The 20,593-nt window shown below is 72.4% G+C and carries 17 protein-coding genes; 8 read left to right on the forward strand and 9 right to left on the reverse strand.

Annotated features, from left to right (window positions below):
- Positions 1–227 precede the first annotated feature (227 nt).
- Entirely contained in the window at positions 228–491 is a 264-nt protein-coding gene (locus tag FB457_RS34315; protein WP_018840771.1) for a WhiB family transcriptional regulator, read from the reverse strand.
- A gap of 621 nt (positions 492–1,112) precedes the next feature.
- Here FB457_RS34315 and FB457_RS34320 point away from each other — a divergent pair.
- The 3 genes from FB457_RS34320 to FB457_RS34330 are packed head-to-tail and all read left to right on the forward strand — an operon-like array spanning position 1,113 to position 4,006.
- Complete coding sequence (locus tag FB457_RS34320; protein ID WP_047016070.1) at positions 1,113–1,634, forward strand: cysteine dioxygenase; 522 nt, start codon at positions 1,113–1,115, stop codon at positions 1,632–1,634.
- A gap of 24 nt (positions 1,635–1,658) precedes the next feature.
- On the forward strand, positions 1,659–2,615 hold the full coding sequence (gene cofD / locus FB457_RS34325) for a 2-phospho-L-lactate transferase (RefSeq protein ID WP_145784611.1): 957 nt from the start codon (positions 1,659–1,661) through the stop codon (positions 2,613–2,615).
- Positions 2,612–4,006 carry a coenzyme F420-0:L-glutamate ligase gene (locus FB457_RS34330; RefSeq protein WP_145784613.1) on the forward strand — a complete coding sequence of 465 codons (1,395 nt, stop codon included), beginning with the start codon at positions 2,612–2,614 and terminating at the stop codon, positions 4,004–4,006. Before cofD ends, FB457_RS34330 begins: the two co-directional genes overlap by 4 nt.
- 96 nt (positions 4,007–4,102) lie before the next feature.
- On the opposite strand, the gene FB457_RS34335 is transcribed toward FB457_RS34330, so the two are convergent.
- Entirely contained in the window at positions 4,103–5,272 is a 1,170-nt protein-coding gene (locus FB457_RS34335) for an LCP family protein (protein WP_047016073.1), read from the reverse strand.
- Positions 5,273–5,469: 197 nt separating this feature from the next.
- Between FB457_RS34335 and FB457_RS34340 the strand changes: the two genes are divergently transcribed.
- A complete protein-coding gene (locus FB457_RS34340) occupies positions 5,470–6,000 on the forward strand; it encodes an acyl-CoA thioesterase (protein WP_047016074.1) in 531 nt (176 codons plus the stop codon).
- A 227-nt stretch (positions 6,001–6,227) separates the two neighbouring features.
- Here the strand turns inward: FB457_RS34340 and FB457_RS34345 are convergent, their stop codons facing one another.
- A complete protein-coding gene (locus FB457_RS34345; protein WP_145784619.1) occupies positions 6,228–7,658 on the reverse strand; it encodes an LCP family protein in 1,431 nt (476 codons plus the stop codon).
- A gap of 236 nt (positions 7,659–7,894) precedes the next feature.
- On the opposite strand from FB457_RS34345, the gene FB457_RS34350 reads away from it, so the two are divergent.
- The gene (locus tag FB457_RS34350; protein WP_047016076.1) at positions 7,895–8,926 is read left to right on the forward strand and encodes a glycosyltransferase family 2 protein; all 1,032 of its coding nucleotides are present in this window, start codon (positions 7,895–7,897) and stop codon (positions 8,924–8,926) included.
- A 64-nt stretch (positions 8,927–8,990) separates the two neighbouring features.
- Here the strand turns inward: FB457_RS34350 and FB457_RS34355 are convergent, their stop codons facing one another.
- The 4 genes from FB457_RS34355 to FB457_RS34370 all read right to left on the reverse strand — a co-directional run bounded on the left by FB457_RS34355 (position 8,991) and on the right by FB457_RS34370 (position 14,991).
- Positions 8,991–10,736 (reverse strand): LCP family protein, encoded by a 1,746-nt coding sequence (locus FB457_RS34355; RefSeq protein ID WP_047016077.1) that lies wholly within the window; start codon positions 10,734–10,736, stop codon positions 8,991–8,993.
- Between the two features lie 51 nt (positions 10,737–10,787).
- Positions 10,788–12,650 carry an LCP family protein gene (locus tag FB457_RS34360; RefSeq protein ID WP_047016078.1) on the reverse strand — a complete coding sequence of 621 codons (1,863 nt, stop codon included), beginning with the start codon at positions 12,648–12,650 and terminating at the stop codon, positions 10,788–10,790.
- Between the two features lie 275 nt (positions 12,651–12,925).
- Positions 12,926–14,089 carry an LCP family protein gene (locus FB457_RS34365; protein ID WP_047016079.1) on the reverse strand — a complete coding sequence of 388 codons (1,164 nt, stop codon included), beginning with the start codon at positions 14,087–14,089 and terminating at the stop codon, positions 12,926–12,928.
- A gap of 158 nt (positions 14,090–14,247) precedes the next feature.
- Entirely contained in the window at positions 14,248–14,991 is a 744-nt protein-coding gene (locus tag FB457_RS34370; protein ID WP_145784614.1) for a TIGR03089 family protein, read from the reverse strand.
- An 82-nt stretch (positions 14,992–15,073) separates the two neighbouring features.
- On the opposite strand from FB457_RS34370, the gene FB457_RS34375 reads away from it, so the two are divergent.
- A complete protein-coding gene (locus FB457_RS34375; RefSeq protein WP_145784621.1) occupies positions 15,074–16,411 on the forward strand; it encodes a peptidoglycan recognition protein family protein in 1,338 nt (445 codons plus the stop codon).
- Positions 16,412–16,548: 137 nt separating this feature from the next.
- The gene (locus FB457_RS34380; protein ID WP_145784616.1) at positions 16,549–17,487 is read left to right on the forward strand and encodes a DNA glycosylase family protein; all 939 of its coding nucleotides are present in this window, start codon (positions 16,549–16,551) and stop codon (positions 17,485–17,487) included.
- A 37-nt stretch (positions 17,488–17,524) separates the two neighbouring features.
- On the opposite strand, the gene FB457_RS34385 is transcribed toward FB457_RS34380, so the two are convergent.
- Entirely contained in the window at positions 17,525–18,694 is a 1,170-nt protein-coding gene (locus FB457_RS34385; RefSeq protein WP_186462101.1) for an acyl-CoA dehydrogenase family protein, read from the reverse strand.
- Positions 18,695–18,789: 95 nt separating this feature from the next.
- Positions 18,790–20,154 (reverse strand): LCP family protein, encoded by a 1,365-nt coding sequence (locus tag FB457_RS34390; protein ID WP_253911224.1) that lies wholly within the window; start codon positions 20,152–20,154, stop codon positions 18,790–18,792.
- A 101-nt stretch (positions 20,155–20,255) separates the two neighbouring features.
- Between FB457_RS34390 and FB457_RS34395 the strand changes: the two genes are divergently transcribed.
- Positions 20,256–20,593 (forward strand): 3-hydroxyacyl-CoA dehydrogenase NAD-binding domain-containing protein (locus tag FB457_RS34395; RefSeq protein WP_486589259.1); only part of this gene is annotated, 338 nt, incomplete at its 3' end.

Raw genomic sequence — 20,593 nt, forward strand, 5'->3', positions numbered from 1 at the left:
GCGTCGTTCGCCCGCAGGGCGGGCGGGGCAGGGGGCACCGCCCACGCCCCCGGGGCGTAGGGGGAGTCTGGTGCGTGCGATCGCAAGGCGGAGGGCCGACCGCATAGGGGGCCTCTTCGGCCGATCCCGACAACGCGGCGAGCGTGCGTGCCGGGCTCCTCCCCCACAGCGCGCTGCGCGCGCGTGGGCGGTACCCCCAGCCGCAGACGGGAGAGTGAAGACAGACCCTAGAGGGCCGCCTTCTTCAGCCGGCGCCGCTCCCGTTCGGACAGGCCGCCCCAGATGCCGAAGCGCTCGTCGTTGGCGAGGGCGTACTCCAGGCACTCGGACCGGACTTCGCAGGCGAGGCAGACCTTCTTGGCCTCGCGTGTGGATCCGCCCTTCTCCGGGAAGAAGGATTCGGGATCGGTCTGGGCGCACAGCGCGCGCTCCTGCCACCCGAGCTCCTCGTCCGCCTCCTCGACCAGCACCTGCTGGAACAGCTCGGTCATGTGCGCCCCTCGTCTTTGCTTCCCCGTGATGTTGCCGTTACTGAATCGCCTGAACGGACACGTGTGAAATTACAGGTACGCCGCTCTGGCACAGTCAAGCCGGGATCTGCTATTGGACCTCTTATTCACCCTGCGGCACCAAGCCCTCGTGAATAGTGTTCATATCGGCCAAGACCATGACAGTCCGATAGACGGCGATCCCGGCAGGCGCCCCTACCGGGGGAGACGATCGGGGCTACAGCGCCGTTGCGGCCCGCCCGGCAAAGCGAAGAAGATCACAGTCGCGTCACGGATGCACAACGGCACCCCGGCCCCGATGGTCGCCCTGCGGTTGGTCGCCGTCTCTCCGTACAACGGGGTGAATAAACCTTTCGCCACGCCCGGCAACCGGAAGGTGTGAATCCTTGCGGTCAACCCGGACATCCAGTTGACAAACACCCCCGGATCCGCTCTGCTGATGCGCATGTCGGACCCGTGGCCGTACCGGCCGAGCGAGGAGTGTCCGAGCTGTTGTAGCCGCTGAGGCTCCAGCTCCGCTTCGTGCTGCCTGCTCCGCAGGCCACCCCTTCGCCACTCTCCGCATTCCTCGCGCACCACACACGCCAAGGACTCCCGAGCCCCATGCTCAGCGACATCCAGATCGGCGGCGACCCGCTCGCCTTCCCCCACCTCCTCCCGCCCGCGCCCGCCCACCCCGCCACGGTCGCCGACTTCGCCGGCCTCGCACGCGCGCTCGCCGCCGACCGGGACGCCTGGGCGCCGCTCGTCGACTACGACCCCGTCACCCGCTGGTACCACCGGCTGCGCACCGGCCCCGGCTACGAGGTGTGGCTGCTGAGCTGGCTGCCGGGACAGCGCAGCGGAGCGCACGGCCACGGCCCGTCCTCGGGCGTACTCACCGTGCTGGAAGGGGAGTTGACCGAGCGCGCGAACCACACCGCGCGCACCCTCACGCCCGGCGCGCAACGCGTCTTCGCGCCGGGGTACGTCCACGAAGTCGTCAACGACGCGCTGACGCCCGCCGTAAGCCTGCACGTCTACTTCCCCGCCCTCACCGAGATGCCGATGCACGAGGACCGTCCCCCTCGCATCACGGTCGCCTGCGGCGCCGCCCGCCCGACCGAGGAGCCCGCCCGCCACTGAGCCCCGCCTGCAAGACTGGGCGCCATGCGCATCGTTGTACTGGCCGGCGGGATCGGCGGCGCCCGGTTCCTCCGCGGCCTGAAGCAGGCAGAGCCGGACGCGGACGTCACCGTCGTCGGCAACACCGGCGACGACATCCACCTGTTCGGCCTCAAGGTCTGCCCCGACCTGGACACCGTGATGTACACGCTCGGCGGCGGCATCCACGAGGAGCAGGGCTGGGGCCGCGCGGACGAGACGTTCGCCGTCAGGGAGGAGCTGGCCGCGTACGGCGTCGGGCCCGGCTGGTTCGGGCTCGGCGACCGCGACTTCGCCACCCACATCGTGCGCACCCAGATGCTCGGCGCCGGCTTCCCGCTCAGCGCCGTCACCGAGGCGCTGTGCGACCGCTGGCGGCCGGGCGTGCGGCTGGTGCCGATGACCGACGACCGGGTCGAGACGCACGTCGCCGTCGAGGTGGACGGCGAGCGCAAGGCGATCCACTTCCAGGAGTACTGGGTGCGGCTGCGCGCCTCCGTGCCGGCGCTCGCCGTGGTGCCCGTCGGCGCCGAGCAGGCCAAGCCCGCGCCCGGCGTGCTGGAGGCCATCGCCGAGGCCGACGTGGTGCTCTTCCCGCCGTCCAACCCCGTCGTCAGCATCGGCACGATCCTCGCCGTGCCGGGCATCCGCGAGGCCATCGCCGACGCCGACGTGCCCGTCGTGGGCCTGTCCCCCATCGTCGGCGGCGCCCCGGTGCGCGGCATGGCGGACAAGGTGCTCGCCGCGGTCGGCGTCGAGTCCACCGCCGACGCGGTCGCGCTCCACTACGGCTCCGGGCTCATCGACGGCTGGCTGGTCGACGAGGTGGACGCGGCGGCGGTGCCGGCGGTGGAGGCCGCCGGGATCCGCTGCCGGGCGGTGCCGCTGATGATGCGCGACATGGACGCGACGGCGCGGATGGCCGCGGCGGCGCTGGAGCTGGCTCAGGAGGTACGGGCATGACGGCGGACCCGGGTACGGGCACGGAGACCGGCACGCAGACCCCCGCGGGGCAGGCGGGTGCCCCGGAGTTCCGCGTACGGGCCCTGCCCGGCATCCCCGAGGTCCGCCCCGGCGACGACCTCGCCAAGCTCGTCGCCGCCGCCGCGCCCGGCCTCGCGGGACCACCGCTCGCCGACGGCGACATCCTCGTCGTCACCTCCAAGATCGTCAGCAAGGCCGAGGGCCGGGTCCGGCAGACCGCCGTGCCCGGCGACCGGGAGGCCGCCATCGACGAGGAGGCCGTACGCCTCGTCGCCCGCCGCGGCCCGCTGCGCATCGTCGAGACCCGGCACGGCCTGGTGATGGCCGCCGCCGGCGTGGATGCCTCCAACACCCCTGCCGGCACCGTCCTGTTGCTCCCCGAGGACTCCGACGCCTCCGCCCGCGCGCTCCGCGCCGGACTGCGCACGGCCCTCGGCGTCAACGTCGGCGTCCTGATCACCGACACCCTCGGCCGCCCCTGGCGCAACGGCGTCACGGACGTCGCCATCGGCGCCGCCGGCGTCCGGGTGCTCGACGACCTGCGGGGCGCCCCGGACACGTACGGCAACACCCTGGAGGGCACGATCGTCGCCGCCGCCGACGAACTCGCCGCCGCCGGCGAGCTGGTCAAGGGCAAGGCCCACGGGCTGCCGGTCGCGGTGCTCAGCGGGCTGCCCCAGCTCGTCGCCCCGGCCGGCGAGGACGACGGTCCTGACGCGCGGGCGCTGGTGCGGGAGCCGGCCGAGGACATGTTCCGCCTCGGCACCTCGGAGGCGGTCCGCGAGGCGGTGACACAGCGGCGTACCGTGCGCGAGTTCACCGCGGAGCCGGTGGATCCGGCGGCGGTGCGGCGGGCCGTGGCCGCCGCGGTCACGGCGCCGGCGCCGCACCACACGACGCCGTGGCGGTTCGTTCTGCTGGAGTCGCAGCAGGCGCGCACGGAACTGCTGGACGCGATGCGCGAGGCGTGGATCCGGGACCTGCGGGAGCTGAGCAACTTCACGGAGGAGTCCATCGCCAAGCGGATCCGCCGCGGGGACGTGCTGCGCAACGCCCCGTATCTGGTGGTGCCCTGCCTGGTGATGGACGGTTCGCACACCTACCCCGACGACCGGCGCAACGCCGCCGAACGGGAGATGTTCGTCGTCGCCACCGGGGCCGGGGTGCAGAACTTCCTCGTCGCGCTGGCCGGCGAAGGGCTGGGCTCCGCGTGGGTGTCGTCCACGATGTTCTGCCGGGACGTGGTCCGCGAGGTGCTGGACCTGCCGGCGGACTGGGACCCGATGGGCTCGGTGGCCGTGGGCCACGCGGCGGCCCCGCCGCGGCAGCGCCCGGCGCGGACAGCGGACACGTTCACGGTGGTGCGCTGAGCGCGGCGCGCCCCCGGAGGCGTACGACGGCGGGACCCCGGCCCACCACGGGCCGGGGTCCCGTCCGACTGATCAATTTGCCCGGTTGGCCACCGCTCAGTCTGCCGAGACGGTGACCTTGTCGTCGTTCTTGAGCTGCTCGAAGAGCTGCTTCGCCTTCGGCTCGTCCCACTTCTGCACGGAGCCGAGACGCGGGTCGGTGCCGCCGGAGACGACCGGCAGGTTCATCGACTTGCCGTCGCCGCCCGAGACGCCCTTCATGGCCCAGAACATCTGGGCGACGTTGAACAGGCTCATGTCCTTGTCGACGATGAGCGAGTCCAGGCCGGCGCCCATCGTCGGGTAGAGCTTGAACGGGTTCATGATCGTCGTGAACTTCGCCGACTCGCTGGCCAGCTTCGACAGCAGCTTCTGCTGGTTCTTCGTCCGGTCCAGGTCACCGCCCGGCAGCGCGTAGCGGTTGCGGACGAAGGCCAGCGCCTCGGCGCCGTCGAGGTCCTGGCAGCCCTTCTCGAAGTCGGCGCCGGAGTTCTTGTCCTTGACCGCCTCGTCGAAGCACATCTCGACGCCGCCGAGCTCGTCGACGATGTTGGCGAAGCCGCCGAAGCCGATCTCGGCGTAGTGGTCGATCTTCAGGCCGGTGTTGTACTCGACCGTGCGGACCAGCAGTTCCGGGCCCTCGATGGCATACGCGGCGTTGATCTTCTGCGTCTGCTCCGGGATGCGGTTGCCGGTCTCCGAGCCGGTGAACGACGGGATGGTGACCATCCAGTCGCGCGGGAGGCTGACCATCGTGTTCCCGTTGTCACCGGTGTGCAGGATCATCATCGAGTCGGTGCGCTTGCCCTCGACGGAGCCGGTGTGCAGTTCCTGCTGCCGCTCCTTGGACATGCCCTCGCGGCTGTCGGAGCCGACGATGAGGTAGTTCGTGCCGTCCTGGTCGCCGGGCCGGTCCTCGACCTTGCTGAGGTCCACCTCGCGGCGCAGCTTGGAGTCCGCCCAGAAGTACGTGACGACGGGCACGACTATGAGGATGACGAGCGCCACGATGGCGCCGATCTTGATCCGCTTGCGCCAGTTCGGCGGCGGCTTCCCGTAGCCGCCGGCCTGACGGCCGCCGCCGTCGTCATCGTACGGTCCCGAGGGGTCGCCGCCGCCGCTGCGGTAGACCTGCCCCTCGTTGTAACCGTCGCCGTACGCACCGTGGCCGTCGTCGTAGCCCCGGGATCGCTGCGGCGGCACCCCGCCGCCGCCCACGACGGGCATGACGCGGTGGGGCTCCGGATCGGACGCGCGGCTGCCGCGCCCGTACCGGTCCCTGCTGTCTGCAGTCCAACCCTCGGGCCAGTCACTCATGCGGGAAGTGTGCCCTGCCCGCCGTGCCGACCTGAAGGGGGGTTCTGAATCGGACCGGGCTTGTAGCGGTTCTGATGCAAAGCGGCGCGCCGCATACAGTGACACACATGAACGATCAGGCGCGGCCGGCGGCAGGCGAGGCGAAACCCACCTCGGCCTCCCGCACCACGTTGTCGTCCATCATGACGGCGAACGACGCGAACCTCCTCGGCACCGTGCACGGCGGCGTGATCATGAAGCTGGTCGACGACGTGGCGGGGGCCGTCGCGGGGCGCCACTCGGGCGGGCCCGCGGTGACGGCGTCGATGGACGAGATGGTGTTCCTGGAGCCGGTGCGGATCGGGGACCTGGTGCACGTCCTGGCGCAGGTCAACTGGACGGGGCGGACCTCGATGGAGGTCGGGGTGCGGGTGATGGCGGAGCGGTGGAACGAGTCGACGCCGGCGAAGCAGGTCGCGAGCGCGTACCTGGTCTTCGCCGCGGTCGACGACCAGGGCCGCCCGCGCCCGGTGCCGGCGGTCGCGCCGGAGACGGAGCGCGACGAGCGGCGCTGCCAGGAGGCGCAGATCCGGCGCACGCACCGGCTGGCCCGCCGCCGTGCGATCAAGAACCTCCGCGCCCGCAGCGAACCCGCCTGACCGCGGTCGGGCGGCGGGGTACGCCCGGCCCACCGCCGGGTGGGAGCCTCACCGCGACGTCGCCCGTGCCGGGCAGGGCTGCTCGAAGCACGCCGGGGGATTCACGCGCGTTCCGGGGCGTACGCCGGCCCGGGGGTGGCGACCGCCTACGCCCCTGTACCGCGTGCTGCTGTCGGCCCCGTCTGCGCAGGCGACCGCGCGCCGCCCCGCCGTCCCCGCGGGCGGCGTCACGTGCAGAGGACCTCGTCTCCCGTGACCGCCGACCAGACGTCCGCGCCGTCCAGGACCGGGTCCGCGGGCCGCACCCGGTGCACCTTCTCGTGGTCGTCGCCCAGCGTGACCGCCATGAGCGCACCGTGGCCGCGTTCCTGTACCAGCTTCGCGTGCGGGAGGGCGGCCGCCAGGGAGCGGGCGGAGCGGTCCCACTCCGGGTCGTAGGTGATGACCGTGCGGTCCGTCCGCGCCGCCGTCGTGGGCGCCCCGGTGGTGTCGAAGCCGATGCGGGCCAGCGAGCGGTCCACCCGGCCGCCGAGGCCGTCCTCCCCCGTGCCGTTCGCCACCTGGACCCGGACCTGCTCCGGCGGCACCTCCACCGGCGCCGCCCTGCCCTGTCCCTTGCCCTGCCCCTTTCCCTGTCCCTTCCTGCCGTCCGGGCCCCCGCCACGCGCCTTGAGCGGCCTGTCCTCGCGCAGCCTGTCGAAGAGCCGCCGGGCCCGTTCCTCGTCCCACCTGACCGTCGTACCGAGCCCCGGCACCTCGTAGTCCATGTCCGCCACCGGCACGGTCGCGAACTCCGACGACCCCGGCGAGAACCCGTGCAGCGCCTTGCCCAGCGAGAACACCGCGCCGGTGTCAAGTGCCGCGTCCGTACGCACCGAGCCCAGGAGCGTCGAGCCGACCTCGCGGAAGCGCAGCGGGTTCATCAGGCCGCTGGTGCCGGTGAGCTTGTCGATCACGGCGGCCAGGAAGCGCTGCTGGCGCTTCATCCGCCCCATGTCGGACGCGCCGTCCAGGTGCCGGGCGCGTACGTACGCCAGCGCCTCGCCGCCGTCGAGGCTGCTGGTGCCCGCGGGCAGGTCCAGACCGGAGTACTTGTCGCGCAGCGGGCGCTGCGTGCACACCTGCACGCCCCCGACCACGTCCACCGTCTTCATGAAGGCCGCGAAGTCGATCTCCACGTAGTGGTCGATGTGCACCCCGGACAGCTTCTCCACGGCCCGTACGGTCAGCGGCGGACCGCCGTGCGTGTACGCGGCGTTGACCTTCGCGGCGTGCGCGGTGCGCCGCTCGCCGAGGGCGCGGTTGGTGTGCGGCGGCAGCTCGACGTAGCTGTCGCGCGGGATGCTGACCACGCTCGCGCGCTCGCGGTCCTTCGACAGGTGGACGAGCATCAGCGCGTCCGTACAGTTGCACGGCTCCCCGCCGAGGCGGTACTTGCGCCGGTCCTCCTCGCTCACGCTGTCGCGCCGGTCGACGCCGGCGACGAGGAAGGTGAGTCCGTGGCCCTCCCGGGGGCGGTCGGAGATGCCGCCGAAGGCGTCGACCCTGTCGATACCGGAGCCGATGGAGCTGAGCAGGAAGTACCCGGCCCCACCGGTCGCCAGCAGCAGGAGGGAGAGTGCGGTGGCGATCCGCAGACCCCAGCGCGGGCGCTTCACTGACGGGGCTGGCACGGTGTGGGGACCTCCACGGGGCTCGGATACGGGCGTCGTCCGCCGCGCGCACATGCGTGCAGGGGCGCGTCTGTGCCTGGGCGGCAGCACGGCGGCACGGGCACGGACCCGACCACGGTAGGGACGCAGGCGCCGTCCTTCCCCGCACACGCCGTCCGTACGCTTAACGCCACCCTGCGGGCACGCCCCGATCCCCCGTTCGCGGTAACCTGAGCGGCGCCATGAACGACTTTGCGACTCCCCCCGCGGTCTCCGTGATCATGCCGGTGCTCAACGAGGAGCGGCACCTCCGTGAGGCGGTGCGGCACATCCTGGAGCAGGACTACGAGGGCGAGCTGGAGGTCGTCATCGCCCTCGGCCCGTCCACGGACGGCACCGACGCCATCGCCGCCGAGCTGGTCCGCGAGACCGCCGACGGCGCGCGCTGCCGGGTGCAGACGGTGCCGAACCCCACGGGCCGTACGCCCGCCGGGCTCAACGCCGCCATCGCGGCCTCCTCGCACCCCGTCGTCGTCCGCGTCGACGGCCACGGCATGCTCTCCCCCGGCTACATCTCCACCGCCGTCCGGCTGCTGGCCGAGACCGGCGCGCAGAACGTCGGCGGCATCATGCACGCCGAGGGCGAGACGAGCTGGGAGCAGGCCGTCGCCGCGGCGATGACCGCGCGCATCGGGGTGGGCAACGCCGCGTTCCACACCGGCGGCGAGGCGGGGCCCGCGGACACCGTGTACCTCGGCGTCTTCCGCCGGGAGGCGCTGGAGCAGCAGGGCGGGTACAACGAGGAGTTCATCCGCGCGCAGGACTGGGAGCTGAACTTCCGGATCCGCTCGGCCGGCGGGGCGGTCTGGTTCTCGCCGGAGCTGCGGGTCTCGTACCGGCCGCGGCCGAACCTGCGGGCACTGGCCAAGCAGTACAAGGACTACGGCCGCTGGCGCCGCGTCGTCGCGCGGTACCACAAGGGTTCGATCAACCCGCGCTATCTCGCGCCGCCCGCCGCCCTCGCCGGCATCGTCGCGGGCGTGCTGGTCACCCCGCTGACACCGCTGGGGCTGGCGATTCCACTCGCGTACGCCGTGGGGATCGCGGCCGGCTCGGTGCCCGCGGGGCGCGGTCTGCCGGCACGCGCGCGTGTGCAGATCCCGGTGGCGCTGGCCACGATGCACATGTCGTGGGGCTGGGGGTTCCTCACCAGCCCGCGGTCGCTGGCGCAGAAGGTGATCGCCAGCCGCCGCCCCGCGGTCACGGCGGGCTGACCTCCGGCCGCCTTCGCCGCGGGCTTCCGTACGGCCCCGCCCGCACGCGCGCGGGGCCGCGGCATCACCAGGTGTAGGACGGATTGACGTCCATGCACGCCTTCTTGTCGCTGCCCGCCAGCGGGTTGGAGCTCTCCGGCGCCTTCTCGGGCCCCGCCTCCTCGCCGTCGTCGGCGTCGCCGCCGGCGTCCGGCGGATAGGCGTTGCCCTCCCGCCAGTCGGCGCCGACCACCAGCGTCACCCCGTCGACGCCGCTGGACTCCTTCACCGCCCGGTCCGGCAGCCCGAGCGCCTTGGCCACCGCCAGGGCGTTCGCGTGCTGCTCCTCTGTCGCGTACGAGACGGTGGTGTCCGCCTGCGACTTGGGCGTGGCGTCCGTGGCGGCCTGGGTGAAGCCGTCCTCGGCGAGCACCCCGGCGATGTCGCCGGCCCGCCCGGTGACCGGGGCGTACATGGTGGTGCCCGTGCCGTTCTGGACGAGGACGGGGATGTCCGCCTTCGGCTCGGCCTGGGCGACGAGGTCGTCCGGCTTCTTCTTCTTGGGCTTGTCCTTGCCGTCGAAGGCGACGTCGTTGCGGATCATGGACCAGATCTGCGGCGCGTCCTCCTCGTTGGGTACGACGTGCGCGTTGTTCTGCGGGTCCGGCACCCACGGCATCGTGGTCATGGTGATGCGCTCGGGCGGCACCCGCTTGATGTCGTTCCCGAGGTCGTAGAGCTTCTTCAGGTCGCCCAGGCCGTCGTCGACGGTGAGCGCGTTGGTCGCCGCCTCGGCGAGGCGGCGCAGCTTGCCGGGGTCGGAGAGCTTGGCGCCCTCCTTGAGCTGGCGGGCCATCGAGTTCATGTACTGGTGCTGCGCGTGCGTACGCCCGATGTCGCTGCCGTCCTCGAAGCCGTGCCGGGTGCGCAGCCACTGCAGCGCCTGCTCGCCCTTGATGGTCGTCTCGCCCTCTTCGAGGCGCAGCCCGGAGTCGTCGTCGTAGACGTTGTCCCGTACGCAGACGGGGACGCCGCCCACCGCGTCGGCCATGCTCACCACGCCGGCGAAGTCGATCATCATGAAGTGGTCGATGGAGACGCCGGTCAGGGCCTCCCAGGCGGCGACGGTGCAGCCGGGACCGCCGTTCTGGAGGCTGGTGTTGATGGTCTGGGACGTGGTCTCCGGGTAGACCGTGCCGTCGTCGGGGTCGGTGCACTCCGGAATCGTCACCCGGGTGTCGCGCGGGACGGAGACGACGGACATGTTGCTGCGGTCCGCGGAGACGTGGAGCAGCATCTGCACGTCGGCGAGCGGCTTGCGGCCGCGGTCGGCGCGGGAGCCGCCGAGGCGGACGTTCTCGTCGGAGTTCCGGCTGTCGGACCCCAGGAGCAGAATGTCCAGCGGGGTCTGGCCGTCCGCGTTGGGCTGCTTCTCGTCGAGCTTGTTCTTGCCGAGGTTGAGGCGGTCCTTCTCCAGGTTGTTGTTCAGGTCGCGGTAGTAGAGGTAGCCCGCAGCCGCGGTGCCGAGTATGAGGAAGGCGACGATGCCGAAGAACCAGCGGGCGATACGCATCCCGCGGCGGCGCCGCGGCGGTGGCGGTCCGCCGTCCCCGGGGCCTTCCGCGTGGCTCCCGGGGTGGGCGCCGGGGCCCGGTCCTTCGCGGCCGTCGTCGTCGTGCGGGTCGTGGTCGCCGGTGTGACGCGCGTAGCCGCGCTGCCGCGGCATGCCCGGCGCGCCCGCGTCTTCGTACAGAGAGTCGTCCCAGCCGAGCTCGCCGGCTCTGTCGGGTCGACCGTCTGCTCCGCTACCGCGGACATTGCTGCGGCGCATGGGGCCTCCTGGTCGATCGCGGACGTGCGGTGTCCAGTCCGCACGTACGCCTCACTTCGCACAGACGTTCTTGTCTCCGGCCTTGACGTTCTGCACCCCGTCCGGCGCCTTGTCGGGCGCCTCGACCGGGGTGCCCGGTGCAGCGAAGTCCTCGCCGAGCGTGAGCGTCATGGTTCCCCCGGCCCCCGCGTTCTCCCCCGTCTTCTTCATGGCCGACTTCGGCAGCCCCATCATGTCGGCGAGCCGTGCGGCCTGTTCGGCCTGGTCAGGACCGTACTCAAGCCGGGTCTCCGGCTGGAGATCCGGCGTGTTGCCGGCCTCGGCGGCGTAGCCCGCGCCCTCGTCGAGAAGCCACCCGGCGGTGGCCGACGCCATGCCGGACTCCCCGCCGCCGTTGACGACGTCGACCCTCACCTCCCCGGGCTCCGACTTCTTCACCGGCTTGTCCTTCTTGCCCTTCTTCGCCCCGTCGAACGGCTTGTCCGCGGCCAGCAGTTTGAAGAGCGGCTTCGCCTTGGCCTCATCCATGAGGACTGTTGCGTCGTCCTCAGGGTTGTCCAGGACGGGCAAAGTCGCGAAAGTAATGTCGTCCTGGGGGACCTTCTTGAGGTCGTTGGCCAGGTCCATGAGCTTCTTCGCGCTGCCGATGCCGGAGTCGACGGTGAGCGCCTTGGTGGCGGCGTCGGCCAGGTCGTACATCTTCTTCGGATTGCTCAGCGAGCCGCCGGACTTCATCTTGCGGATGAGCGAGCTGAGGAACTGCTGCTGGAGTTCGATCCGGCTCAGGTCGCTGCCGAAGCCGACCGAGTAGCGGGTGCGGACGAAGGCGAGCGCCTCCTCGCCCTCGACCGTGTGCCGGCCGGCGGGGAGGTTGAGCTTCGACTTGGGGTCGTTGATGTCCTCGGCGAGGCACACCTCGACGCCGCCGACCGCGCTGGACAGGTCCTTGACGGCGTTGAAGTCCGCGAGGATGAAGTGGTTGACGTCCAGCCCGGTCAGTTGCTCGACGGTCTTCCAGGTGCAGCCGGGGTCGCGGCCGAACTGGCCGAGGCTCTCGTTGAACTTGGTCTCGTACGTCCCCGGGATGGTCTTCCAGCTCCCGTCCTCCTGCTTGGTCTTGCAGTCCGGGATGTCGGTGATCATGTCCCGCGGGATGCTCATCGCGGTGGCGTTGGTGCGGTCCTCGGAGACGTGGAACAGCAGCGTGGTGTCGGCGTGGCCGGGGCTGTTCATGTCGCCGTAGCCGTCGTTGCCCTTGCCGGTGCGCTTGTCCGTGCCCATCACGAGGATGTTGACGGGGCCGTCGATGACCGCCGCGTGATCCTCGCCGGCGACCTCGACCTTGTCTATGTTCCCGTTGAGCTTGCGGTAGATGAGGAACGCCGCGGTGCCGACGGCGAAGAGCACGACCGCGAGGCCGCCGGCGACCCAGATCAGCGCCTTCTTCTTCTTGCTCTTACGGGGCTTGGGGCGGCGGCGGCTGCGCGGCCCGTCCCCGTCCGGCCCCGAGCCGCCCGCACCGCCGGAGCCGCCGGCCGCGCCGCGACGGCGCTGGGACGGCAGGCGGGGCTCCTGAAGGCTCTCCGGGGCTTCCGCGGGCGACGCGTGGGACTGGTGCCTGTCGCCGGGCCGGGGCGGGCCGCCGGTATGCGGCTGGCCGGGCTGCGGCGGGCCCGGGTGCGGCTGGGCGTGCGGCGGTTGCGCGTGCTGCGGGCCCGGGGCGGCCTGGCCGTGCGAGGGCTGCCCGCTCTGCTGCGGGATGTACTGCTGCGGCTGCTGAGGCGGGCCGCCGTACCCGTGCGGGGCGTGACCGTGCGGACCCGGTGCGTGGTGGCCGTGGGGCTGGGGCGCCTGTCTGCCCGGGATCTGCGGGTCGAGACGCAGCTCGTAGCTGCCGGTCTCGGGATTGAACACCCACTGATCGGCGGGGTCGACCTCGCCGGCGTGTCCACGGCCTCGCCCATCCACGGTCGCTTGGGTTCCTCACATCGCTCGGTCAGCGCCTCCCCCTGCCGGCGCCGGACTTCCTGCCATACGCTCGACGACCGCCTGTCAGGCGGCCGGTCGGCTCACACTAGCCGCCTCTTTCGACGACTGGCGACGCCCGTGACAAATTCCACGCACTCGTAACAGGACATCCCGCGCATCCCCTCCATACACCGTGCCCCCCTTGTGCGCGTTGATCCGCTCTATCGGCAGATGTCATCCACAGGGGTTGTCCCCTTGTATACGGGCGGCGCGCCGGAGTCCCGTTTCTGCTTGGCTTTCCTGCCCTCGGAGACGAAGCGCACCACGCTGTCGGTTCGCAGTGCGCCGAACAATTCTCGCGCCGCCGGCTGCGCCAGTTCGTCGCGGTTGGAGTCCAGGCGGTACGGGCGGCGCGGCACGGTCATGAAGTGCACGCGCTCTTGGGGCACGTCACGGACGACGCGTACGAGGTCGTACAGCTCGGTGAGCGACGACAGTTCCTCGTTGGCGGTGAGCGCGGAGGTCACCGCGTCCAGCAGCGGGGCGAGGCGCAGCGGGTTGAAGAGCACGCCGTTGCTCTGCACCTTGTTGACGAGCGAGGCCATGAATTCCTGCTGCCGCGACATGCGTTGGGTGTCGCCGCCGCCGTCGAGGGACTTGCGTGCCCGTACGTAGCCGAGCGCCTGCTCTCCGTCGAGCACCTGGCGGCCCTTGGGCAGCCGAAGCTTGGCCGATCTGTCATGCATCGCCGCCGGCAGGCACACCTCGACGCCGTCCACGGCGTCCACGACCTCCTTGAAGCCCTGGAAGTCGGCGATGACGTGGTGGTCGACGCGCACGCCGACGAGCTTCTCCACCACGCGGATCGTGCAGGCGGCACCGCCGTAGGCGAAGCTGAAGTTGAACTGGTTGACCTGCTTGCCGCTCGTCCCGCCGCCGGGACGGCGGCAGTCGGGGATCTTCACCATCAGGTCGCGGGGGATGCTCACGGCGGTGACGCCGTCGCGGTCCCCGGCGAGGTGCAGGAGCACGGCGGTGTCGGAGCGCTCGACGCCCGTGTCGTGGCCGTAGCGCTCACTGCCCGCGCGGGAGTCGGAGCCGAGGACGAGGATGTTGGTGGCCCCGCCGGCGGCGGGCGCGGGGCGCTCCGCCTCGTAGCGCTTCAGCTCGCGTGCGGTGGCGGAGTCGACGGTGATGTTGCTGTCGAAGCGCTGGTAGAAGTACCAGCCGACGCCGGAGAGGGCGAGGAGGAAGACGGCCAGGCCGAGGCCGACGCGGCGGGCGAGGACGCGGCGGCGGCTGCGCGGACGGGGGCGGCGGGGCGGCGGGGGGTCTGCCTGGTACGGGGATGCGCCCTCCCGCGGGCCGGTCTCGTCTGCGCCCATCCGTCACACTCATTCGGCCGTTGTCCACGTGTGCAGACGGCCGAGCACCCCCGGGGTCGTACGGTCCGCCTCATGCGGTACATCGCATCACGAATGAGGCGCTACACCCGATACATGCGCCCGCGCGCGTCGCTCGGGGGCGGGGGCGCGGACCGGCGTCACGAGACGCGCTCGTCGGCCCTCCGCTTCTCCTGCTGTTCGAGGGTGAGCCGGTCCAGGTACGGGCAGAGCACGACCCCCGCGCCGGCGGCCAGGGGGGCGTAGAGGCCCGCGGAGAGCCCTTCCCACGTGTCGTACCCCAGTGTCGAGAGCGTGCGGGAGCCCGGCGCGAGCGCGCGCGACTGCGCGTCGGCGCGGGCGCGGGCGACCAGCTCGGCGGCGGTGAACCGGGCGCCGGGCGCTTCGAGCGCAGGCGCGTCCGGGTCGGCGGGGGCGTACGGCTGGAAGCGGTCGCCCTGCCCCGGCACCTCCACGGCGTAGTCGAGGAAGCCGTCCGGCGGCTGCGGGAAGCGGGCGCCGAGCGGGCGCAGGCTGAGGGCGACCCGCTCGCCGGTGCAGGCACGGGCCTGCTCCAGCGCGCCGGGGCCGGAGACGACGAGGTCGGCGGCGGCCGGGTCGGGGTCGGCGGGCACCGCGGTGACGCCGGTCGCGGCGCAGGCCAGCAGCCAGACGGCGGTCTGCCAGTGGGCAGGCAGGAGCAGCGCGAGCCGGTCGCCGGGCTCGGCGGCGAGGTCTCCCTGGAGGAGGTTCGCGGTCTTGGCCACCCAGTTGGCGAAGGTGGCGACGGACAGTTCGACGCGCTCGCCGGTGGTGTCGTCGTAGTACGTGACCAGCGGGCGGGCCGGGTCAGCGGCGAGGGCGGCGTCGAGCAGGGCGGCGGGGGTGGCGGCGGTGGGGTTCATCGCCGTCAGGTTACGCCGTCGCGTTACTCCGTCCGGCAGAGGTAAATGGACAGCGGTGGGGGGTATGGAAAAGATGCGTGATATGTACGCATTTTCTTCTTCGGTCGTCGCGATATCCGCCGCCGCGCTGCTCGCGCCGCTCACCCCGCTCGCGGCGCCGCCCGCTTCGGCGGGCGCGCTCCCCCGGGCGGCAGAGGCCGAGCGGGCCGCCGGCCGTACGCAGTCGCTGCCGCTCGCGCCGCTCGGCTCGTCCTCACGCGGGCCCGGGGCGGGCACGATGGGCCTCTCGAAACCGGACGCCGGGCCGTTCACGATGGTCGGCGTCGTCTGGAAGGACCCGGAGGCGGAGCTGGACGGGCGCGCGCGGGTACGGGCCAGGTCGGCGGAGACGGGCCGGTGGTCCGGCTGGCAGGACCTGGACCCCCACGCCGCGGACGCGCCCGACCCGGGGTCCGGCGCCGAGCCGGGCGGCGAGGCCGGTGCCGGGGCCGGTGGCGGCGCGGCGGCCCGGCGCGGGGGCACGGCGCCGCTGTGGGTGGGGGAGTCGACGGGGGTGGAGGTCCGCGTCGTACCCGCGCGCTCACGGTCGGCGGACGCGGCGGGGGCGGCGGGCGCTGCGGAGGCTGTGGGGGCGGCGGGGCTGCCGCGGGGGCTGACCGCCGAGTTGATCGACCCGGGCGGGGCGGGGGCGGCAACGGGCAAGGCGCGAGCGGCCGGCACCGCGGCCGCGGGCGAACTCGCCGCGCAGACCAAGGCCGCGTCGGAAGCGGACGCCGTACGCCTCAACCCCGCCCTGCCCGCCGCGGTCGGCCCGTTCGTCGGCCCGCGGCCGGAGATCGTCACGCGCAAGGGGTGGGGCGCGGACGAGAGCAGGCGGGCGAAGGGGTACCGGTACACGAAGACCGTGAACATCGCCTTCGTCCACCACTCGGCGACGGGCAACGACTACCGCTGCACCGAGGCACCGGGTCTCGTCCGCGGCATATACCGCTACCACACCCAGAGCCTGAACTGGGCGGACGTCGGCTACAACTTCCTGGTCGACAAGTGCGGCCGCGTCTACGAGGGCCGGGCGGGCGGCGTCACGCGCGCGGTGATGGGGGCGCACACGTACGGCTTCAACCACAACAGCATGGGCATCGCCGTCCTCGGCAGCTACGACTCGGCGGTGCCGTCCCAGGCCGCGGTGAACGCGGTGTCGCGGCTGACGGCGTGGAAGCTGGGCCTGTTCGGCAAGGACCCGGAGGGCAAGCAGACGAAGGTGTCGGGCGGCGGCAAGTACGCCAGAGGGACGCGGGTCAGAATGAACGTCATCTCGGGGCACCGGGACGGCTTCGCGACGGCCTGCCCGGGGGTGCGGCTGTACGACAGGCTGGGCGCGACGAGGGCGAGTTCGGCGTCGTACCAGGGCCGCCGCTGAGAAGGGGCTGAGAGGGGGACGCGTGCCGGTCGCCTGTGACGCGGACCGGTTCCCGCGGGCGGTGCACCGCGGCGCGGGCAACTCCCGGCGCCGGCCGCTGCCGTGGCTGTCGGTGGCGGAGGCTAGAGTCGTGCGACGTGTCCGCCGCCCCCGACCACCGCGCCCGTACCCGGACCTGGGCACCCCCGGGCCCGTACGACCTGTGGCGCACTCTGGGCGTGCTGCGGCGGGGGCCCGGCGATCCGGCGTTCCGCGTCGCGGACGGCGCGGTCTGGCGGGCGAGCCGCACCCCCGCGGGCCCCGGCACGCTGCGCGTCGCCCCGGCGGGCGGGGCGGTGGCCGCCGAGGCGTGGGGCCCGGGCGCGGAGTGGCTGCTGGACGGCCTCCCGGCGCTGCTGGGCGCCGAGGACGACCCGGAGCCGTTCACGCCGCGCCACCGCGTCGTCCATGAGGCCCGCCGCCGCCACCCGGGCCTGCGCCTGATCCGCACCGGCGTGGTGCTGGAGTCGCTGATCCCGTCGGTGCTGGAGCAGAAGGTCACCACGGACGAGGCGTACCGCTCCTGGCGCCTGCTGCTGCACCGCTACGGCACCGAGGCCCCGGGCCCGGCGGGGGCGGAGCTGCGGATGCGGGTGATGCCGGACGCGCGCGGCTGGGCGATGATCCCGTCCTGGGAGTGGCACCGCGCGGGCGTCGACGGCAAGCGCGCGGCGACGATCGTACGAGCCGTCCGCCGCGCCCGCGCCCTCCAGGCGGCGGCGGACATGGACCTCGAAGCCGCCACCCGCCGCCTCACCGCCCTCACGGGCATCGGCCCGTGGACGGCGGCGGAAACCCTCCAGCGCGTCATCGGCGCCGCCGACGCGGTCACCGTCGGGGACCTGCACCTGCCCCGCATCGTGGGCTACACCCTGGCCGGCGAGCGCAACGCGGACGACGAGCGCATGCTCGAACTGCTCGCGCCGTACGAAGCCGGGGGCCAGCGCCACCGCGCCACGCGCTACATCTGCCTCCTGGGCCGCATGCCCCCGCGCCGCAAACCGAAGGCCGCCATCCCGGACATAGCCCGCCTCTGACCCCGCCGCGCGGCGGCGGGGTCCGGCGTCGCCCGCATCAGGGCAGGTTGCGGGCCATGACGATGCGCTGGACCTGGTTGGTGCCCTCGTAGATCTGCGTGATCTTCGCGTCGCGCATCATGCGCTCCACCGGGTAGTCGCGCGTGTAGCCGTAGCCGCCGAGGAGCTGGACCGCGTCCGTGGTCACCTCCATCGCCGTGTCGGAGGCGAAGCACTTGGCCGCGGCGCCCTGGAAGGTGAGGTCGGCGCCGCCGCGTTCGGACGTGGCGGCGGCTGCGTAGGTGAGCTGCCGGGCGGCCTCGATCTTCATGGCCATGTCGGCGAGCATGAACTGGACGCCCTGGAAGTCCGCGACCGGCTTGCCGAACTGCTTGCGTTCGCGGACGTAGCCCTTGGCGTAGTCCAGGGCGCCCTGGGCGATGCCGAGGGCCTGGGCGGCGATGGTGATACGGGTGTGGTCGAGGGTCTTCATGGCGGTGGCGAAGCCCGTGCCCTCGGCGCCGATCATGCGGTCCGCGGGGATGCGGACGTTGTCGAGGTAGACCTCGCGGGTGGGGGAGCCCTTGATGCCGAGCTTCTTCTCCGGGGCGCCGAAGGAGACGCCCTCGTCGGACTTCTCGACGACGAAGGCGGAGATGCCCTTGGAGCGCTTCTCCGGGTCGGTGACGGCCATCACCGTGTAGTACTCGGAGATGCCCGCGTTGGTGATCCAGCGCTTGACGCCGTTGAGGACGTAGGAGTCGCCGTCCCGTACGGCGCGGGTCTTCATGCCGGCCGCGTCGGAGCCGGCCTCGGGCTCGGAGAGGCAGTACGAGAACATCGCCTCGCCGCGTGCCAGCGGCGTCAGGTACTTCGCCTTCAGCTCCTCCGAGGCGGAGAGCATCAGAGGCAGGGAACCCAGCTTGTTGACGGCCGGGATCAGGGAGGAGGAGGCGCAGACGCGGGCGATCTCCTCGATGACGATGACCGTCGCCAGCGCGTCCGCGCCCGCGCCGCCGTACGCCTCGGGGACGTGGACCGCGTGCAGGTCGTTGGTGACGAGCGCGTCCAGCGCCTCCTGCGGGAAGCGCGCCTCCTCGTCCACCTCGGCCGCGAAGGGCTCGATCTTCGCCTCGGCGAGCGAGCGTACGGCGTCGCGGAGCATGTCGTGCTCCTCGGCCGGGCGGTACAGGTCGAATTCGGGCGCTCCTGCCAAGGCTCTCTCCATTCCCGCGCATGCTCATTACCGTTCAGTAGTTCTGATGGTATGCCGTGCGCGGCGAGCGGACCTACGTGACGTTGGCGACAGGGGCGCGGCCCGGCTCAGGGTGCCGTGCCGCCCAGGCGGTCGGTCGGGTACTTTTCGACGTACTGCGCCATGGTGTCGTTCCGCATGGCCTCCCACAGGGGGTCGCCCGCCTTGTCGTCCAGGAGCACCACCGACTGGCCCTCGATCATGTCGAGCCCTGCGACCGGGGCGTTCATGAACACCAGGTCGCCGGAGCGCACCCCCTTCATGTCCCACATCAGGTCGCGCATGGCGCCGTCCGAGAACCGGTCGTCGACGCTGACCGTGGCGGTCACCGCGTCCAGCAGGCGCTTGACCTTGAGCGGGTTGGAGAAGTTGTCCGAGGACATCGTCTCGGTGATGACGGCGCGGAGGAAGTTCTGCTGCCGCTGGGTGCGGTCGAGGTCGCCGCGGGGCAGGCCGTGGCGTTCGCGTACGTAGTCGAGGGCGGTCTTGCCGTCCATGTGGTGGGTCCCGGCGGTCCACTCGCCGCCGCCGTTGCGGCGCGGGGTGGTCTCGTCGATGGTGATGTCCACGCCGCCCACGGCGTCGGTGAGCCGCTTGAAGCCGCTCCAGTCGATCACCGCGAGGTGGTCGATCTTGACCTTCGTCATGCGCTGCACGGTGTCGATGAGCAGCGGGGGGCCGCCGTAGGAGAAGGCCGCGTTGAGCTTGGCGTCGCCCCGGCCGGGGATGTTCACCCAGGAGTCGCGGGGCAGCGAGACGACGTAGCCGCCGTCGCGGCCCTCGGGGAGGTGGACGAGCATCATCGTGTCGCTGCGCTGCGCGCCCGGCTTCCAGGTGTGCTCACCGGCGCCGTCGCCGGTGAGCGGGAGGTCGGAGCGGGCGTCGACGCCGATGAGAAGGTACGTTTCACCGCCCTTGGACGGCGCGGGCCGGTGCTTTTCCGGCACGTTCGTCGGGAAGGCGTTCGGGATGCGGTCGACGCGCCCGGTGTAGTGCTCGTACGCCCACCAGAGGCCGCCGGCGACCATGAGCACGCCGGCGAAGAGCATGATCACGGCGCCGAGGAGCACCTTGCGGCCGCGGCGCATCCGGCGGCGGGGCGCGGCGTGCGAGGGGGCGCCGGCGGGGTCTTCGGGGCCGTCCGGGTCGTCCGGGCCGCCGGGGCCGGTCGCCGGGTCGGCAGCCGGGCCGGTCGCCGGACTGGTCACCGGGTCGGCAAGCGGGTCCCGGCCGTCGGGTCCCCCGGGCCTGCCCCCGAGTGCGCCCGGGGCTCCCGGTGTCCCCTGCGCGCCCGGCGCGAACGCCGCGTCCACGTAGGCCGCGTGCGCCGCCGTCGACGTGTCCCCGGCGTACGGCGCCTCCGGTTCGCGGGCGCGCGGCGTACCGGGCTCGTCGGTTCCGCTGCCCGTTCCGTCCAGATGCTGCCTCGCCACGATCCCCACTCCCTTTGGTGCACGCTCATGAGTCAGACTCCGCACCCGGGCCCATGGTTGCCCAGGCGGGTGTGGTGGAGCCCGCCGTTATGCTCGGGACCATGACCTTGAAGATCACCGTCATCGGCACCGGTTACCTCGGTGCCACGCACGCCGCCGCGATGGCGGAGCTGGGCTTCGACGTGCTCGGCCTGGACGTGGTCGAGGAAAAGGTCGAGCTGCTGTCCACCGGCAGGGTGCCGATGTACGAGCCGGGTCTGGAGGACCTGCTGCGCGCGCACGTCTCCGGCGTCGAGGGCTCGTCCGGCCGGCTGCGCTTCACCACGTCGTACGAGGAGGCGGCGGCCTTCGGCGACGTGCACTTCGTCTGTGTCAACACGCCGCAGAAGCACGGCGAGTACGGCTGCGACATGAGCTACGTCGACGCCGCGATCGACAC

The organism is Streptomyces sp. CNZ287, from assembly GCF_007827615.1.

What these genes read in the sequence shown, in the direction of transcription:
- FB457_RS34355 (WP_047016077.1), bottom strand. Translation starts at nt 10,736, where the DNA reads ATGCGCCGCAGCAATGTCCGCGGTAGCGGAGCAGACGGTCGACCCGAC.
- FB457_RS34320 (WP_047016070.1), top strand. Translation starts at nt 1,113, where the DNA reads ATGCTCAGCGACATCCAGATCGGCGGCGACCCGCTCGCCTTCCCCCAC.
- FB457_RS34330 (WP_145784613.1), top strand. Translation starts at nt 2,612, where the DNA reads ATGACGGCGGACCCGGGTACGGGCACGGAGACCGGCACGCAGACCCCC.
- FB457_RS34340 (WP_047016074.1), top strand. Translation starts at nt 5,470, where the DNA reads ATGAACGATCAGGCGCGGCCGGCGGCAGGCGAGGCGAAACCCACCTCG.
- FB457_RS34315 (WP_018840771.1), bottom strand. Translation starts at nt 491, where the DNA reads ATGACCGAGCTGTTCCAGCAGGTGCTGGTCGAGGAGGCGGACGAGGAG.
- FB457_RS34335 (WP_047016073.1), bottom strand. Translation starts at nt 5,272, where the DNA reads ATGCCCGTCGTGGGCGGCGGCGGGGTGCCGCCGCAGCGATCCCGGGGC.
- FB457_RS34365 (WP_047016079.1), bottom strand. Translation starts at nt 14,089, where the DNA reads ATGGGCGCAGACGAGACCGGCCCGCGGGAGGGCGCATCCCCGTACCAG.
- FB457_RS34370 (WP_145784614.1), bottom strand. Translation starts at nt 14,991, where the DNA reads ATGAACCCCACCGCCGCCACCCCCGCCGCCCTGCTCGACGCCGCCCTC.
- cofD (WP_145784611.1), top strand. Translation starts at nt 1,659, where the DNA reads ATGCGCATCGTTGTACTGGCCGGCGGGATCGGCGGCGCCCGGTTCCTC.
- FB457_RS34350 (WP_047016076.1), top strand. Translation starts at nt 7,895, where the DNA reads ATGAACGACTTTGCGACTCCCCCCGCGGTCTCCGTGATCATGCCGGTG.
- FB457_RS34375 (WP_145784621.1), top strand. Translation starts at nt 15,074, where the DNA reads ATGTACGCATTTTCTTCTTCGGTCGTCGCGATATCCGCCGCCGCGCTG.
- FB457_RS34385 (WP_186462101.1), bottom strand. Translation starts at nt 18,694, where the DNA reads ATGGAGAGAGCCTTGGCAGGAGCGCCCGAATTCGACCTGTACCGCCCG.